17 protein-coding genes are annotated in these 15,218 nt (G+C 62.9%); 5 read left to right on the forward strand and 12 right to left on the reverse strand.

What is annotated here, in order from left to right; translation table 11 throughout:
• Positions 1-23: 23 nt before the first annotated feature.
• On the forward strand, positions 24-1,211 hold the full coding sequence (locus TMZ1T_RS00510; RefSeq protein WP_004304677.1) for an ATP-binding protein: 1,188 nt from the start codon (positions 24-26) through the stop codon (positions 1,209-1,211).
• Positions 1,212-1,631: 420 nt separating this feature from the next.
• Here TMZ1T_RS00510 and TMZ1T_RS00515 read toward each other — a convergent pair whose 3' ends face one another.
• From TMZ1T_RS00515 to TMZ1T_RS00550, 10 genes are all read right to left on the reverse strand, one after another.
• Positions 1,632-2,156 carry a hypothetical protein gene (locus TMZ1T_RS00515; RefSeq protein WP_222702380.1) on the reverse strand — a complete coding sequence of 175 codons (525 nt, stop codon included), beginning with the start codon at positions 2,154-2,156 and terminating at the stop codon, positions 1,632-1,634.
• Between the two features lie 157 nt (positions 2,157-2,313).
• The gene (locus TMZ1T_RS20375; protein WP_012584249.1) at positions 2,314-3,090 is read right to left on the reverse strand and encodes a sensor histidine kinase; all 777 of its coding nucleotides are present in this window, start codon (positions 3,088-3,090) and stop codon (positions 2,314-2,316) included.
• Complete coding sequence (locus TMZ1T_RS20935) at positions 3,091-3,765, reverse strand: hypothetical protein (RefSeq protein ID WP_012584250.1); 675 nt, start codon at positions 3,763-3,765, stop codon at positions 3,091-3,093.
• A gap of 70 nt (positions 3,766-3,835) precedes the next feature.
• Positions 3,836-4,723, reverse strand: a complete 888-nt coding sequence (locus TMZ1T_RS00520; RefSeq protein WP_012584251.1) for a hypothetical protein — start codon at positions 4,721-4,723, stop codon at positions 3,836-3,838.
• 363 nt (positions 4,724-5,086) lie between these two features.
• Positions 5,087-5,710, reverse strand: a complete 624-nt coding sequence (locus tag TMZ1T_RS00525; RefSeq protein WP_012584252.1) for a glutathione S-transferase — start codon at positions 5,708-5,710, stop codon at positions 5,087-5,089.
• Between the two features lie 82 nt (positions 5,711-5,792).
• The gene (locus tag TMZ1T_RS00530) at positions 5,793-6,227 is read right to left on the reverse strand and encodes a Fic family protein (protein ID WP_261789120.1); all 435 of its coding nucleotides are present in this window, start codon (positions 6,225-6,227) and stop codon (positions 5,793-5,795) included.
• A 448-nt stretch (positions 6,228-6,675) separates the two neighbouring features.
• Entirely contained in the window at positions 6,676-7,452 is a 777-nt protein-coding gene (gene istB / locus TMZ1T_RS00535; protein ID WP_012584253.1) for an IS21-like element helper ATPase IstB, read from the reverse strand.
• Positions 7,449-8,798: an IS21 family transposase gene (istA, locus tag TMZ1T_RS21450; protein ID WP_012584254.1), complete on the reverse strand. Its 1,350-nt coding sequence runs from the start codon at positions 8,796-8,798 to the stop codon at positions 7,449-7,451. Before istA ends, istB begins: the two co-directional genes overlap by 4 nt.
• A 264-nt stretch (positions 8,799-9,062) precedes the next feature.
• The gene (locus TMZ1T_RS00545; RefSeq protein ID WP_012584255.1) at positions 9,063-9,713 is read right to left on the reverse strand and encodes a hemerythrin domain-containing protein; all 651 of its coding nucleotides are present in this window, start codon (positions 9,711-9,713) and stop codon (positions 9,063-9,065) included.
• A 367-nt stretch (positions 9,714-10,080) separates the two neighbouring features.
• Positions 10,081-10,995 (reverse strand): LysR family transcriptional regulator, encoded by a 915-nt coding sequence (locus tag TMZ1T_RS00550; protein ID WP_012584256.1) that lies wholly within the window; start codon positions 10,993-10,995, stop codon positions 10,081-10,083.
• Between the two features lie 64 nt (positions 10,996-11,059).
• Here TMZ1T_RS00550 and TMZ1T_RS00555 point away from each other — a divergent pair, with 64 nt between their 5' ends.
• From TMZ1T_RS00555 to TMZ1T_RS00570, 4 genes are all read left to right on the forward strand, one after another.
• A complete protein-coding gene (locus TMZ1T_RS00555) occupies positions 11,060-12,268 on the forward strand; it encodes a YbfB/YjiJ family MFS transporter (protein WP_012584257.1) in 1,209 nt (402 codons plus the stop codon).
• A gap of 164 nt (positions 12,269-12,432) precedes the next feature.
• On the forward strand, positions 12,433-12,819 hold the full coding sequence (gene sdhC / locus TMZ1T_RS00560) for a succinate dehydrogenase, cytochrome b556 subunit (RefSeq protein WP_004304692.1): 387 nt from the start codon (positions 12,433-12,435) through the stop codon (positions 12,817-12,819).
• Entirely contained in the window at positions 12,816-13,157 is a 342-nt protein-coding gene (gene sdhD, locus TMZ1T_RS00565) for a succinate dehydrogenase, hydrophobic membrane anchor protein (RefSeq protein ID WP_012584258.1), read from the forward strand. Before sdhC ends, sdhD begins: the two co-directional genes overlap by 4 nt.
• Before the next feature lie 17 nt (positions 13,158-13,174).
• A complete protein-coding gene (locus TMZ1T_RS00570; RefSeq protein WP_012584259.1) occupies positions 13,175-13,870 on the forward strand; it encodes a succinate dehydrogenase iron-sulfur subunit in 696 nt (231 codons plus the stop codon).
• Between the two features lie 57 nt (positions 13,871-13,927).
• Here the strand turns inward: TMZ1T_RS00570 and TMZ1T_RS00575 are convergent, their stop codons facing one another.
• Positions 13,928-14,503 carry a DUF1282 family protein gene (locus tag TMZ1T_RS00575; protein WP_004304698.1) on the reverse strand — a complete coding sequence of 192 codons (576 nt, stop codon included), beginning with the start codon at positions 14,501-14,503 and terminating at the stop codon, positions 13,928-13,930.
• Between the two features lie 182 nt (positions 14,504-14,685).
• The gene (locus TMZ1T_RS00580) at positions 14,686-15,123 is read right to left on the reverse strand and encodes an Rrf2 family transcriptional regulator (RefSeq protein ID WP_231570591.1); all 438 of its coding nucleotides are present in this window, start codon (positions 15,121-15,123) and stop codon (positions 14,686-14,688) included.
• Positions 15,124-15,218 lie beyond the last annotated feature (95 nt).

Genomic DNA, 15,218 nt, shown 5'->3' on the forward strand with positions numbered 1-15,218 from the left:
AATCTTTATATAAACTGCACCGCATGGACCCTATCCGCAATCCCTTCTCCCCCGGTGCGGGCACTCCGCCCCCCGAACTTGCCGGCCGCGACGACCTGCGCGAGTCCTTGCGCATCGCGCTCGAGCGCGCGAGGATCGGTCGCCCGGCGAAGAGCGCCATGCTGGTTGGCCTGCGCGGTGTCGGCAAGACGGTCTTGCTGGACCGCATCAGGATGGATGCCGAGGCGGCCGGAATCCACACGGTCCGCATCGAGGCGCCCGAGGGGCGTTCGCTGCCTGCCCTGCTTGCACCGCAGTTGCGTCAGGCCCTGCTGCGCCTGAGCCAGATCGCGGCCGCGAAGGACTACGCCGTCCGCGGTCTGCGCGCGCTGGCGGGCTTCGTCGGCAAGCTCAAGGTCACTTTCGGCGACATCGAGGTAGGGATCGACTACGAGCCCGAGCCGGGCCTGGCCGACAACGGCGACCTTGAGCACGACCTGCAAGCACTGTTCGAGCAAGTTGGCCTGGCGGCCAAATCGGCCAGCACGGCCTTGGCGATCTTCGTCGACGAGCTGCAGTACGTGGAGGAGGCGCAACTGGCAGCCCTCATCACGGCGATGCATCGGACCGAGCAGCGGCAGTTGCCCGTCGTGCTGGTCGGTGCTGGTCTGCCACAACTGCGCGGGCAGATGGGGAACGCCAAGTCGTATGCCGAACGCCTGTTCGATTTCCCCATGATCGGACCGCTGCCACCCGCCGCGGCCCGCCTTGCAATCGAGAAGCCCATCGAGAACGAGGGCGTGGCGATCACCGAACGAGCCGTGAGCCAGATCCTGCAGGTCACTCAGGGCTACGCTTACTTCCTGCAGCAGTGGGGTAGTCACACGTGGCAGGCAGCGCACGCATCGCCGATCGATATCGACGCCGTCAATGCAGCGTCCGTCACCGCCGTGGCGGCGCTCGACGAGAGCTTCTTCCGCGTGCGCTTCGACCGCCTCACCCCAAAAGAGAAGCGGTATCTCCGCGCAATGGCCGAGTTGGGCGAGGGCCCCCACAGATCGGGCGACATCGCCAACTGCTTCAGCGCGCCCGTGTCTTCACTGGCTCCGACACGCAGCTCCCTGATCACCAAGGGCATGATCTGGAGCCCCAATCACGGCGACACCGCCTTCACGGTGCCGATGTTCAATGAGTTCATGAAGCGGATCATGCCGGGGGACGACTGGCGATGATCGCCCTTGCTGCTTTCGATGCACACGCTCTCGGCAGGAGCCAGTGCTGGCTTGGGGGGAAGTCTGGTCAAGTTGCAGGATGCATCCGCCTATCCTCGGGGGATTCGCGTTGAATGATGGCACCCACTCCTGGTTCAACGAGCATGAATTGCTCAACCCGACAGCGCTCTGAGTGCTCCGGCCCTCCGAGTGGCTGTTCAGCAGGAATGGCGGCGGTCCGCAACGGGCCGGACTGAGACCTCCGTGCGCGGGTCCGCGAACTGTTCGTGGGGGTCTCGAACCGACCCGTTGCTGCAGTTGAGCTTTTTGGGGAAGCTGTCATTCAACTTGCTAATAGGCCGTGCCGGAAGCAGGTCCTGGAACGGTGCAGCCTGAACGAGTGGTTGGGCGCCGAGCGCATCAACACCACGGCTTCAACCTTTAGAACCGAAGTTGGGGATGCTTCTCACGCACCTTTTGAAGAACTCGGTTCAAGAAACAATCGACCAAGCCGAAGAGGCTGATCGTGACTTCAGGAAAGCGATCCGTCGATACCTTGATGTACGTGGCGATCAGGTTCGACTCCGCTGCAAGGAAGATTCGTCGATGATCGGCGTGCACGTGTCCGATAGAGAATGTCTGCATGTGCATGAGCGCGTTCAAGGCATTCCGATAGTTCGTTTCCCAGATTCCGGGGTCGCCTTCCGAGATTTTTACGATCCTCACGTCGATTGGTCCAAACTCCTCGTCCATCAAGCCGCAAAACTCGTTCACCTTTCTGGCGTGGAAGCCGAACTCGAGCAGATCTGGAACGATGGCTTCGTTCCATTGCACACTCCACTCGCCAGGAAATACCGCGCCAGTAAACGCAACGAGGCGAAGCGCACGAAGCCTTGCTTGGGTGATGTGAATTTCAATGAGTCTATTAGAGCTGCTCATGAGAGTCTGCGGGGTCAGTTCTTTCACTTGCTCATTCATACCTTATTGGTTTCGACCCAATGCCGCCGTAGATTTTTGAGGAAAGCGGCCGCTCAACGTAGAGCTAACCGACGCCCTACAGCAAGCGAGGCTTGCTGTAGGGCGCTGGTGTTGAGCGTCATGTTATGGCGCAAGCGGTTTACCCTTAGAATCGCACTTGAATTAAAAATTCAGAGTATTCAATACCATTAAAAATGAATTTTTTTCTGTTGCGAACTTCAGCAAAAATTGATATTCCATGAAAATCGCAGACCCGTTTGGCAAGAAACAAGCCTAAGCCTTCGCCAGGCATTGTCTTGGTTAAAGCTCCACGAAATCCCTTCTCAAAAAGTCTTGGCAACTCGTCATCTTCTACATCTGGACCGTACGATTTGACAGTAACCTGTTGTCTTCCAGAAAAACTCTCGAATATGATTTCGATTGTTTGATTCTGTGGAGAATACTTTACCGCATTCTCTAAAATCACGAAGGGTAGCAATTCAAATACGGGCAAAGCATCAATTTCGGTGCGCGACTCCCCGAATAGGCTTATGGTGACATTGCGGTTTTTGGCCTCTTCCGCAAGAATCCTCTTTGTTTTGTCAAACTTCTTAAAGATACCGGACCGTAAAGGCGTCTGGCTTTCAATCGCCTTGGGATTGAGCTCGATGTCTGTATACGCAAGTCGAGATGAAATCATGCCTGCCGTATAGAATGCCGAAAGTGCGGCTTGGTTCAGGCCGGGGTCGCTCTGTGTATCTCGGCTAATGCGCTCGCAGAACTTCGATAGTTGAGCACTAAACCTTCTTATTTCGTGTAGGGTGTTGTTCAAAATTTCCCGTGTTGAGTCGACCTCCTTTTTCAGAGCTGCGTTTTGTCTAATTAAATCGGTTACCTGCTGGCTAAGGTTTTCGATTCTCTTGTTTTGTTTGTCGTATCTCATTTATATTCCCAGTGCACTACTAATAAGTGTGGCCAGTGCGGTTGCTGAGAATTTAATGACCAGGTCTTTTGCCTCGGCGCTAATCTCGGCACTTGTGGCTTTGTTATTTAATATTTCTGGTTTCCTTGCGTGAACGGCTTTAATTAACGCCTGCTCCAGATTGAATACATGATGTAACTCGACCCCTCTTGATAGTAGGGCAGTGCGCAACCGAATCCATCTGTTCCTTGGGTTGGATACTTCATTTAAGCCTGACTCAAGTGTTTTTATCCACACATCAATGCTGTCGTCTTTCGCCAACCTCTTGTCTGCGGCTGCTAGAGCGTTGGTTAACGGTAGGCTATAGGTCTCGCCCGTATACGAGACAATATATTTATCAGGATAGTCTTTGCGAATCTCGGAAACGAGGTGAGCGCCTTCTAAAGAACTTCCAAATGCTTTGCCAACTCCACGCACATCACAAATAACAATCGGATATGCGGATATCATGTCTATTGATCTGATATCAGGGCCGAGTTCCCTAATTCTGAAACCATGCGAAACTAGCGAATCTTTTGGAGCGAATGGTTTGTCGTCTAGGACGGCAATTTCTATTCTTGATTTTGCTTCCTTCAGGTCAATGGTTTCTTGACCTATTGAGTTTAACCTCTCCGGGGTTCCAAGCTGAATAAACATTGAGATGACTCTTTATATGCTGATGGTTGCGATATTGCAGCTACCCGGTAAGTAGCCCTTCAACGACCTGCTAGAGGGCATGCTGCGTCAAACGGGGTAGGTGCTGAAAGACCTCAACAATCTCGTACCTGACGTTTACGTAGATCCCCGAGTCTGGCTTCTTTTCTTGGACGATGCGAAGAGCGACTTCAAGCGAGTCCCCGGGCGCGATCATGATCTCGTGTGCGAAGAATCTGTCAAAAAACTTTTGATCGAGCACGGGCGCGGCAATTCTTACCCCTCGCCAGAAAAATTCCCAACGTCGCTTGCCACGTTCAAGAATTGCACGGGAGATCTCAACGTGTGTGATCTCCACGATTTCACGGGTGGATTCGTCCACGGGCTGCTCGGTCTGAAAAAGCGCGAACTTCTCTCGTGGAACGATTAGTGGAGGACGCTGGGGTCCGGTACCGTCGACTATGGCAATGCCTTCGACATTCGGGTCAGATGCTGCCGCATCGAACACCTTTCCCAATGCATTGTTGAAGCGTTCAGAGCGTTCGACTTGCTTCTTTGCCTCGTATACGTCCTTTGGAACAATGATCTTCTCGTTTCCAATCTCGATTGTGACGAGGGTGTCCGTCACCGTGATATTTGGAGGAACTTCGGTCTTTATGGCCTTCTCGTAGATGTGGGTCGCGACGATGCCCCAAATCACAGCTTGTACGGCCTGGTGCGAGAAGAGATTCTTGGCTTTGGTGAAGATCGTCCGGACCGTGGCTTTGAAGCTGCCGTCTGACAGCGCCTCCACGACAACTTCAACGACATAGCCAGGATTGACTATCGCGTTCGCTTCCCGGACCGCGTCAGCCAACCCCACAAGGGCTGTCGCAAGGGCATAAGCGCTGATCTCTCTGCGCGGGGTATCGAAGTAGAGGACGAAGCGGTCGACCTCATGGCGGATTTCTAGTGTTGCCAAAGGACCTGCCCTCTAGCATGTTCATGAAGTTATAGGCAGCTAGCATACCGCGTCGCCCGGATGACCGCTATCCGAATGGGGTGGCCAGTGACGGCTCCTGGCCGAATGTGTGAGTTCGGGCTGAGTGCCCCGTAGCGGCCGGTGCCGATCGGGCGGCGGTCGCCCTCAATAGCTGCAAAGGCAGGAAGCGACCGAAACGAACAGTCCCCTGCCGAACGCATTCCAATCGAAACACATCCCCGGTGCCCGAGTGCCAACCGTGACGCGCCAGCTCAATTGGGCGATCACCGGGCTATTGGGTTCTCACGATCCGCCCCCAATGCCCGCCCACGCATCGGCGGCGGGATCGACAACGATCCGGGATCACGACCCGCCGCGCAACTTGTAATACTCGGCGATGGCAGGAATCCCCGCGATCCGGTCGACGAAGGCCGCGAGCTTCGGCGCCACGGTCTCGACCAGATCGGCTGGAATGTGGTCCAGCTTGCCGGAGCCAAGCCAGCGCAGGATGACGAAGGTCTTGAGGTCGGCGATGGTCAGGCGATGGTCCGCAAGGAATTCGCCGCCGTGGGCTTCGAGTTGGTTCTGCAGCCAGCGCAGATACCGCGGCAATACTTCCGCCGCCAGCGCGTCGCGGGCGTGCTTGAGCGCATCGCCGGTCATTCCGAAAGTCGCCACGATCTTCGTGTTGATGTCTTCCAGCGCGCCCATCACTTCGTCGCAGAACAAGGCCTGAAGGTCGTCTTCGGGGTAGAGCCCGGCCAGCTTTCCGGCATAGCGCGTGATTGCGTCGCTCTGGGTGACCTGCACGTCATTGACGTGAAGCGTCGGCACCTGGTCCAGCGGTGTGGTCTTGCGAACCTCGGCAAAATCACCGAACGCAAAACGCTTGTCCTCGAATGGAATGCCGCCGATGTGCAGAGCCAGGCGTGCGGGCTCTGCCCGTCCGCCGGAAACGTCGAAATAGGTAAGCTTGAGTTTGTCCATGGGTCCGTGTCCTGCCAGCGTGCGGCGTTGTCGGTGTCACCTGCAATGCGCTCCCGGTCACTGATCTGTCCAGGCGGCCATGTCAGGCTACGGAAAGTGCTTGAATTAGGTGCGGGTTGATGAAGAGTTTCTCGTGTCCTGCCTTCATCTCGCGCAGGAGGCCGATGTCGACGAGTTGCTTCAGATAGACCGATGCCGTCTGGCGTTGGGCAATGTCGGCGTCGACGACGTTGGCGATGCGGCAATAGGGTTGTACGAAGATCAGCTCGGTCAGCTCGCGCGAGTAGATGCCGGGCGCATCGCGCTTCATCCGTTCGGCTATGTCGTCGATGAGCGCTCTGATGGCCTTGATCCGGGACGTCGTCCATTGCGCGGTACTGCGGACCGCGTCGAGCATGAACAGTATCCACGGCTCCCAGGCGGCATCCCGGCTGACGTTCAGCAGGAGGCGGTAGTAGTCCTGCCTGGCTTCGATGATGGCTTTGGACAGGTAGAGCATCGGGATGTCGAGCTGCAAGCCTTCAGGATGGCCCGCGACTCGACTTCCGCCTGAGGGGGAAGGGCAGGGAGGTCGTTGTATGGCTTGCGCGGGTCGAAGAGCATGTGTCGATATCTGGATGATTCATCGGCACGTCGATGGGACGTGTCGACGGAATCGACATGATATCGGGTCGTGTCGAAAAATGACGATATTCTCTACAAGTGTGGGGGTGATGATCCCCGCGCTTCGGTGGTGAGCGCCTGCTTTACATCTGCGCTTTGCAGCGCAGGGCGCCTACCGCATGTCCTCAGTGCCTTGCGCACCTGCTGGTCGCGGCCAACGAAGCCGACGCGATCGCCGATGGCGACCTCATTGCGCCCCAGGCCCTGGCGCGGCTTCTCGCGGATGTCGACGTCGGCGCCGTCGGGTGTCAAGGGGAACCCAATTTTCCCCACCCATGGGAATCGAAAATTCCCCACCCTGTTCAAGCCTCAGCCTCTTCCGGACGGACGAGGCCGGCTTTCAACTTCTCTTTCAGCCGGTACGAGTTACCGCGAATGTTCAACGTGACGGCGTGATGCAGTAGCCGGTCGAGGATCGCGGTGGCGATGACGCGGTCGCCGAACACCTCGCCCCAGGCGCCGAAGCTCTGGTTGCTGGTCAGGATCATCGGTCCGCGCTCGTAACGGCGGCTGATCAACTGGAAGAACAGGTTTGCGCCCTGACGCTCGATCGGCAGGTAGCCGATCTCGTCGATGATCAGCAGACGGGGCGTGGTGTAGATCTTGAGCTTCTCGTCGAGGCGCCCCTCGGCATGGGCCTTGGTAAGTGCCGCGATCAGGCTGGCGGCGGTGGTGAAGAGCACACGGTAGCCGGCCTCGATCGCTTTCAGGCCGAGCGCGACCGCCAGATGCGTCTTACCCACGCCCGGCGGTCCGAGCACGAGCACGTTGTCGCCGTGCTCGATGAAGTGGCACATGGCCAGCGTGTGCACCTGCTTCTTGTCGATCGAGGGCTGGTAGGCGAAGTCGAAGGTCTCCAGCGGCTTGACGAAGGGAAAGCGCGCCATCGCCGTGCGCATGGTGACGTTCTTGCTGGTCTTGGCGGCAACCTCCTCGGCGAGCACCTGCTCGAGGAAATCGGCATAAGCCATGTCCTCGGCGGCGGCCTGCTGCAGCAAGGCCTCGAGCCGCTCACGGCTCTTGAACAGGCGCAGCTTGGTCAGGTGATCGGCCAGGCGTTCGAGTTGGGCGGGATTCATGCGGCCTCCAGCATCTGCTCGTAGATCGACAGATCGCGCACCTCGACCCAGTCGTCGTGCTGCACGGAGCTCTGCGCTGGCGCGGGGGCCGTGCCGTAGCGCTGACGGGCATTGCGGGCCGCCGCGCCCGGGCCGTGTTCAGGCTCGATGCTCAGTTGATGGCGACCGGCCAGCACCGCGTGCTCGGCCACCAGCTCGCCGCGATAGCGGATCTGCCACAGGCCGCCGGCGCGCACGACCTGTACGGTCTTGCCGATCAGCCGGCACGGCACCGAATAGCGATTGGCATCGATCGACACCAGCCAGTCATCGGCTACCACCCGGTCGCGCACCATCGCCTGCAGGAAGCTCGCCTGGCTGGCGGTCGGCACCAGTGCCGCCGCTTCCTCGGCAAAGCGCTCGATCGGGCGCTGGTGGGTGGTGCCATGCACGCGTACATCGGCCACCTCCTGCACCCACTGCAGCAGTTGCGCGTTGAAGTCGTCCAGGTCATGGAAGCTGCGCCCTGGCACGAAGTTGCGCTTGACGTACTTCACGCCGGATTCGACTTTGCCCTTGGTCTGCGCCCGATACGGCTTGCACAGCCGGGGCTCGAAGCCCCAGTGACGCGCAAAGGCCTCGAAGGTCGGGTTCCAGCGGATGCGGCCGGCCTCGCTGCCGAGCACCACGGTGCGCATGCGATCGTAGAGCAGTTGCGCCGTGCGCCCGCCGAAGTGGGCAAAGGCATGCTCGTGGGCCGCCAGCAGGCTGGTCAGTCGTTCGTTCTCGAAGCCCTCGACCCAGCACCGCCGCGAGTACCCCAGGGTCATCACGAACACGTGAACGGTCCTGGTCTCGTCGCCCAAGCGTACCTTCACCTGCCCCCAATCGACCTGGGCCTGTTCGCCGGGTCCGGTCTCGAAGCGCCGCTGCGTCAACGCCGCGAGTGTCGCCTCCTTGCGCAGCGGTCGCACCGCGTTCTTGACCGTGTCGTAGCCGCCCCGGTAGCCGTGCCGAGCTCGAAGCTCCTGGTACAGGATCCGTGCCGAGTAGCCAACTTGCGGCGCCCGCTCGAGCAGCCACGGCCGATGTGCATCCAGCAGGCACACGGCCGACGCCTCACGCCGGTACGGCGACCACGCCGGCTGGCGCAGACAGCGTCGAACCGTCTTGCGATCGAGATCGAGCCCGCGTGCGATGGCCGACACGCTCAGCCCGCCTGCACGCAAACGATGGACCTCTTCCCAGCGTTCCCTGGTGAGCATACGCGCCTCCTCGGACTGACCCGATACGGGCACAGTAGCCGAGGCGCCGCCGACGATGTCGCCCCTCGGGGCGACATCGTCGAACACTTCCTTCCCTTCCATTTCTGAACTCCTCTTCAAAAATGGGTGGGGAAAATTCAATTCCCACAACTGGGGATTATTGGGTTCCTACTGACATCGGGATTGATCGCAGCGTAGGGGATCAGCCAGCGCTGGCCGGTGGCGGTGTCGAGCACCAGGGCCTGTTTGCGCCTCAGCTCCAGAAGCTGGCCGCTGCGCGCGGTGTTGGCCCGGGTGTCGAAGTACTCGAGGGCTTGCCCGCGCAGCAGCTCGGGTCATTGCGGACGAGGCGTTTCAGTACTGGCGTCAGCCGAGGTAAAACTCCTCCCACTCGATCTCGGTCCACCACTCGGCCTCCAGTCCGTCGCAGGTCTCGCCATGGGCCCGGCACATGAAGCAACCGTCACCGCGCGTGAGCGCGAAGTCCTCGACCGGCGGGTAACGGACGAGCAGGGCCGCGGCGCCCTCACGCGCGGCCGCCTCTGCCTCGCTCATCGGCCGATCCGGCAATTCGGCAACGCCGCTGCGACGAAGCCGCTTGACGCCCTCCGGGTAGAGGACGGAATTCTCCGCGTCGATATGACGCCAGAGCGCGTGCGAGTAGCGAGTTGCCAGCGCGCGCAGCCGAACACGGTCGTCCTCGGACGGCGGCCGCTGTTCGAGAATCGGCAGCATCTCGCACAGCCACGCCGCCATCTCGGCGTGCTCGTGCAGCACGGCGTACACCGGTCCGCGGTCGCCCGGGAGTTCCGCGTCGGTGACGAGCGCATTGAGGAACACCCGCTCCTCGCGATCGTGATGGAAATGGCCGGCGAACTCGGTGAAAAACGCGGCGAAGCGTCCGCCGTCGTCCGGGTCCGCGGTGCCATCGATGAATCCGTCTACGAACGCGCGAAACGATCCGAGCACCTGATCGATCAGCACGTGTTCGTCCTGCAATGTTTCGATCAGCTTCATCGTCGATTCATCCTCCCGTATCCGTGTTCCTATCCGCCCGCATTCGCCGTCGAGGGCACCGGCGGCGCGATCACTTCCCTCGTCGACACCCCCGCCGCTACCTTGCCGGCCCGAGGATCTCGACCCCGTCCATCATCACCGGGTCGGCATCGACCACGCGGTAGGGCAGGCTGTACGCCACGCGCCATTGCTGCCCCGCGCAATCGAGGGTGACGGTCTTGTCGTTAAGGCGGATGACGCAGCCGCTGCGCTCCTGGTGGTCGCGGCCGACGAAGCCAACCCGGTCGCCGATGGCGAGCTCGTTGCGGCCGAGGCCCTGGCGCGGCCTCTCGCGGAGGTCGACGTCGGCGGGGATGCCGGGCGGGCCTCAAGGCATCGACTTGCTTGTTCGACCATGGCGCCCGCAGGCACCAGCCTGGGCGCCGACCCGCAGCAGCTCCAGCAGCGCGCTCAGTGGCCCGCCGGGCTCGCCCGCCCAGACCAGGTTCGTCCGGTTCGTCCGCATCGCCTCCGGCAGTTCGTGGCGTTGGATCGAATCGCCCATGACGGCATTGTCGAGGACGCTCGCCGGCATGATGGCGACGCCGGTTCCGGCCGCGACGCAGGCCACGATAGCATGGTAGGAGCCGAGGTCGAGGAACCGGCGCGGGGTGACGCCGGCCGCGGCGAACCAGTCGACCAGCAGGCGCCGGTATGAGCAGCCATGCGGAAAGGCGACGACCGTCTGGTCGGCGAGATCCTGCGCACCGCCGATGCGGGGGCCGCCTCGCGCGGTGATGAGGACCAGCTCTTCCGCGAAGACGGCCACGGCCGAGAGGCTTCCCTTGTCAAAGGGTTCGGAGACGAAGGCGGCGTCGATCTGGTGATTGTCGAGTCGCCGCAGCAGCGCCGCGGTCGTTCCGGTCTGCAGCTCCACGTGCGTTCGGGGATGCGCGGCGTGGTACCGCGAGAGGATGGGCGGCAGGCGCACGCTGGCCGCACTCTCCAGCGAGCCCAGGCGCAGCGAGCCCGCGACTACCCCGCTGCAGAGGTCCTCCTCGGCTTCGTCGGCCAGCCGCAACAGGCGCTCGGCGTGCCCGAGCAGGCGATGACCCGCATCGGTGAGCACCACGTTCCGTCCTTGCCGCCGAAAGAGTTGCGTACCCAGTCGGGACTCGAACTGCTTGATGCGGGTCGTGACGTTGGAAGGCACGCGATTGAGCCGGGCCGCCGCACGCAGCACACCGCCTTCCACCGCCACACATCGGAAGATGTGCAGGTCTTCCAGGCTGATCCTTCTCATATCGAGAACGTTATTTCTTAAAAATTCACTATTCGATTCTATCCGACGAGCGTCTAATCCCGCCATGGAAAAAAATCCTCCGTCGTCTCTGTCGCCCGGCACCACCGTCTTCATCGGCCTCCTTGCGCTGGCCATCGCGATGGGCATCGGTCGCTTCGCATTTACGCCGCTGATGCCGCTCATGGTGCGCGATGGCAGCCTGAATACCGTCACCGGGACGGAATGGGCGACGGCGAACTACGTCGGCTACCTGCTCGGTGCGATCAGCGCCTCGTGGTTCGCGCGCAGTCCCCGGCTGGGCTTGCAGGTCGGGTTGCTCGGCGTCGCCGCGACCACCCTGGCGATGGCTTGGGGTAACGCCGCCTTGCCGTGGCTCGGCTTGGCCCTGCGGGCGAGTGCGGGTGTCTTCAGCGCCTGGGTGCTGGTGTGCGCCAGCAGTTGGTGCCTGCCCGAACTGGCGCGGCGGAGTTCGACCTCGCTGGGCGGATGGATCTACACCGGGGTGGGCGTGGGCATCGCGGCCACGGGTGTGCTGACCTGGCTGGGCGGCGCACAGGCGGCCGCGGTGCTGTGGGTGGAGCTCGGGCTGCTCGCCGTCGTCGGCGCCGTCCATGTCATGTGGCGTCTGCGCGGGCAATCCGCCGCGGCGAGCCCTGCCGGCACGCCCGACGCGCCGAAGCCCCCACCGCCGGCGGTCGCGAGCGGGAACCTGGGCATCGTGCTGTGCTACAGCGCGTTCGGCTTCGGCTACATCATTCCCGCGACCTTCCTGCCCACCATGGCGCGGCAGCTGGTGTCCGACCCGCTCGTGTTCGGGCTCACCTGGCCGATCTTCGGCGGGGCGGCGGCGCTGTCCGTGGCCTTCGCCGCGCACCGTCTGCACGGCTGGCCGCGCAGGAAGGTGTGGGCGATCGCCCAGGGGGTGATGGCGGCAGGCACCCTGCTGCCGTTGCTGCAGCCGGCATTGTGGGTACTGGCCGCCTCGGCGGTGCTGGTCGGCGGCACCTTCATGGTGACCACCATGGCAGGCCTTCAGCTGGCGCGCGAACGCGCGCCCGCGAACCCGACGGCGCTGCTGGCCCGCATGACCACCGGCTTCGCTGCCGGACAGATCGCCGGTCCGCTGCTCGTGCGCCTGGTCGGCGATACGCGCATTGCCGGCCTCGACGCGCTGGGCCTGGCGAGCGCGACCGCCGGCCTCCTGCTGGCGATGACCGCCATCTGGCTCTGGCGCGACGACATCGCGGCCGCAACGAAGCCGCGATCCGCTTGAGACGCGGACGAACGCCCGAGCACGATCGCGGCGTCGGATTCCGCCGGGCCCGGCACCCCTTGCTTCAGCACGCATCACGCCTGCGCTGCGCCGGGCTTTGGTCTATGGTTCCGGTACGAGCCGCTCCGGCGCCGCCGGCGGGCTCGTACTGCCCAAGAGCCCGCATGGACAAGCCGCCTCATCGCTTGCCGGTATTCCTGAATCTGGCACAGATCCGCTTTCCGATCGGTGCGATCGCCTCGATTGCGCACCGGGTGTCGGGGGTCTTGCTGTTCATCGCCCTGCCCGTCCTCGCGGCGCTGCTCCACGCCTCGCTGCGCAGCGAAGCGGATTTCGCCTCGGTGCGCGGTCTGCTCTCGTCGCCGCTCTCGCTCGTGGTGGCCGGTGTGCTGGCGTGGGCGCTCGCGCATCACGTGCTGGCCGGGATCCGCCACCTGTTGATGGACGTCGGCATCGGCAGCGAGCTCGAGCGTGCGCGCGCCAGCGCACGCCTCATTCTGGTCGCCGCGCCCGCGCTGGCCCTGCTCCTTCTCGTGTGGGGGCTGTCATGAGGTTGTTCACAGGGCAACGGGCATGGGTGGTGCAACGCCTCAGCGCCTTGCTGTTGCTGGTGCTGATCCTGCTCGCCATGCTCGCGCTGCCTTTCGCGTCGCCGCTCGATTTCTCCGCGTGGCGCGCCTTGGCCGGCGGCGCGCTGGGGGGGCCGCTGATCGCGCTGCTGTTCGGCGCCTTGTGCGCGCACGCCTGGGTAGGCATGCGCGACATCGTGCTCGACTACCTCCAGCCGCGCGGACTGCGGCTGGCGGTGCTGGGCCTGATCACGGTCGTGCTGCTCGGCGTGCTGGCACGCGTGCTGCTGAGCCTGGCCATGGTGGCGCTCGCCGCCTGAGCGGCGCAGGGGCGGACATGAGACTGAACATCTATCGCTACGACCCGGAGCGCGGCGATCCGCCGCGGATGCAGGCCTACGATGTGCAGCCGGAGGCGGGCGACAAGAAGCTGCTCGACCTGCTGATGAGGCTGCGCGTGCAGGACGACAGCCTGTCGTTCCGGCGCTCGTGCCGCGAGGGAGTGTGCGGCTCGGACGCGATGAACATCAACGGCCGCAACGGCCTCGCCTGCCTGACCGCGCTCGACGGGCTGAAGGAGCCGATCGTGCTGCGCCCGCTACCCGGCTTTCCGGTAATCCGCGACCTCGTCGTAGACATGACGCAGTTCTTCGCCCACTACCACTCGATCCGGCCCTGGCTGATCAACGACGAGCCCCTGCCCGAGCGCGAGCGGCTGCAGACCCCGCCCGAGCGCGAGCGCCTGGACGGCCTGTACGAATGCATCCTGTGCGCCTGCTGCAGCGCGTTCTGCCCGTCCTACTGGTGGAATCCGGACAAGTTCATCGGGCCGTCGGGCCTGCTGCAGGCCTATCGCTTCATCGCCGACAGCCGCGACACCGCCTCCGCCGAGCGGCTGGACTTCCTCGACGACGTCTATCGCCTCTACCGCTGCCGCACGATCATGAACTGCACCGAGGTCTGCCCGAAGGGACTGAGCCCCTCGCACGCCATCGAACGGATCCGCCTGGCCTTGCTGCAGCGTTCATCCTGAAAAGGCAGGGCGGGAGCGCGCCATTCGCCCCGGGGGCCGGACCGCGTTCTTTCCGCGTCAAAGCGCCGGGAGGCCCGGGACGAGGAACACCGCCATCGTTGCGGCCCAGGCCAGCACACCGCAGTGGATCGCGACGATGCCGATCTCCAGGGCCACGATCTCTTCACGAACCCCGAGCATGCAGCGGACACCCCGCTTCAGCAGCGCGACCGAAGCGCCGATCGCCAGCACCGGCAGTACCAGGACGGCGAGCGTCCCGTCCTGCAGGAGCGCGAACGACGATAGCCAGAGCGGGAGCAGGGATACCGTCGCGAGCAGACAAGCGTCGCGTGCGCTCGCCCGCACCCCATGGGTCGCCGCGACGGCGCCGATCAGCCAGCGGATCATCAGGAAGCCGACGAGCTGCGCGGCGAACAGCGCGAACTCCACGAACTGCCAGGCGGAAGCGGAGAGGGCGGGCAGATAGTGGGCCGATCCGACATCGGTCGCATGGGACAACATCGCGGGGGGCAACATGGCGGCCGGCAGGGCGACCCCGAAGACCAGGGTGGCCAGCGAGGGCGGACGGCGGGAGAGTTCGGTCCAGGCGGCGTCCGAGGACCACAGCATGGGCGGCAGATGGAGGGAAGACATGATCGATCTCTGCTGGCGTGTTTGGGCGGCTCGAGGAATTTATATCACAACATGATATAAACTAGCATGGCCCGCCCCCCGACAGCGAATACGTTGCGACCAGCGCGCGGAGAACCCGCCCGCAGCTTTGCGCGGCCACGAAGCACAGGCAGACCGTCATCCGGTGGCGCAGCGCGCCCCGACTATCGCCGCTCCCGGCCGGCGGGCGGGCGCACGATCGTGATCGGCGCGATGGCGCGCGCCGCCGCTTGCAGGCCGAGTGCCTCGTGCAGCCGTGCGTCGCTGCCGACGAGGTCGGCAAGCGAAACGCGGTCGAGTGCAGCCAGGAAGGCCTGCAGGGCACCGTCCAGCGCGCCCTTGAGCCGGCACGCCGGATCCAGCAGGCAGTGCGACTGCGTTCCGAAGCACTCGACGAGCGCGAGGCTCGGTTCGAGCTGGCGGACCACGTTGCCGAGACCGATCTCGCTGCTTGCACGCGCGAGCCTCAAACCCCCTCCCTTGCCGCGTGCGCCGTCGACGAAGCCCTTCGCCACCAGTTCGGTGACGATCTTCATGAGGTGGCTGCGCGAGATGTCGAAACGCTCGGCGACCTCCTTGATGGTGATGCGCCGCTCGGGGATGGCCCCGAGCTACATGAGTACCCGGAGCGCGTAATCGGTGTGTTGCGTGATGTTCATCGGCAGGGCGTGCAGAGGAGTCGTTGTCGGCTCCATGC

Origin of the sequence: Thauera aminoaromatica (genome assembly GCF_000021765.1) — a bacterium.
GTDB classification, from domain to species: domain Bacteria; phylum Pseudomonadota; class Gammaproteobacteria; order Burkholderiales; family Rhodocyclaceae; genus Thauera; species Thauera aminoaromatica.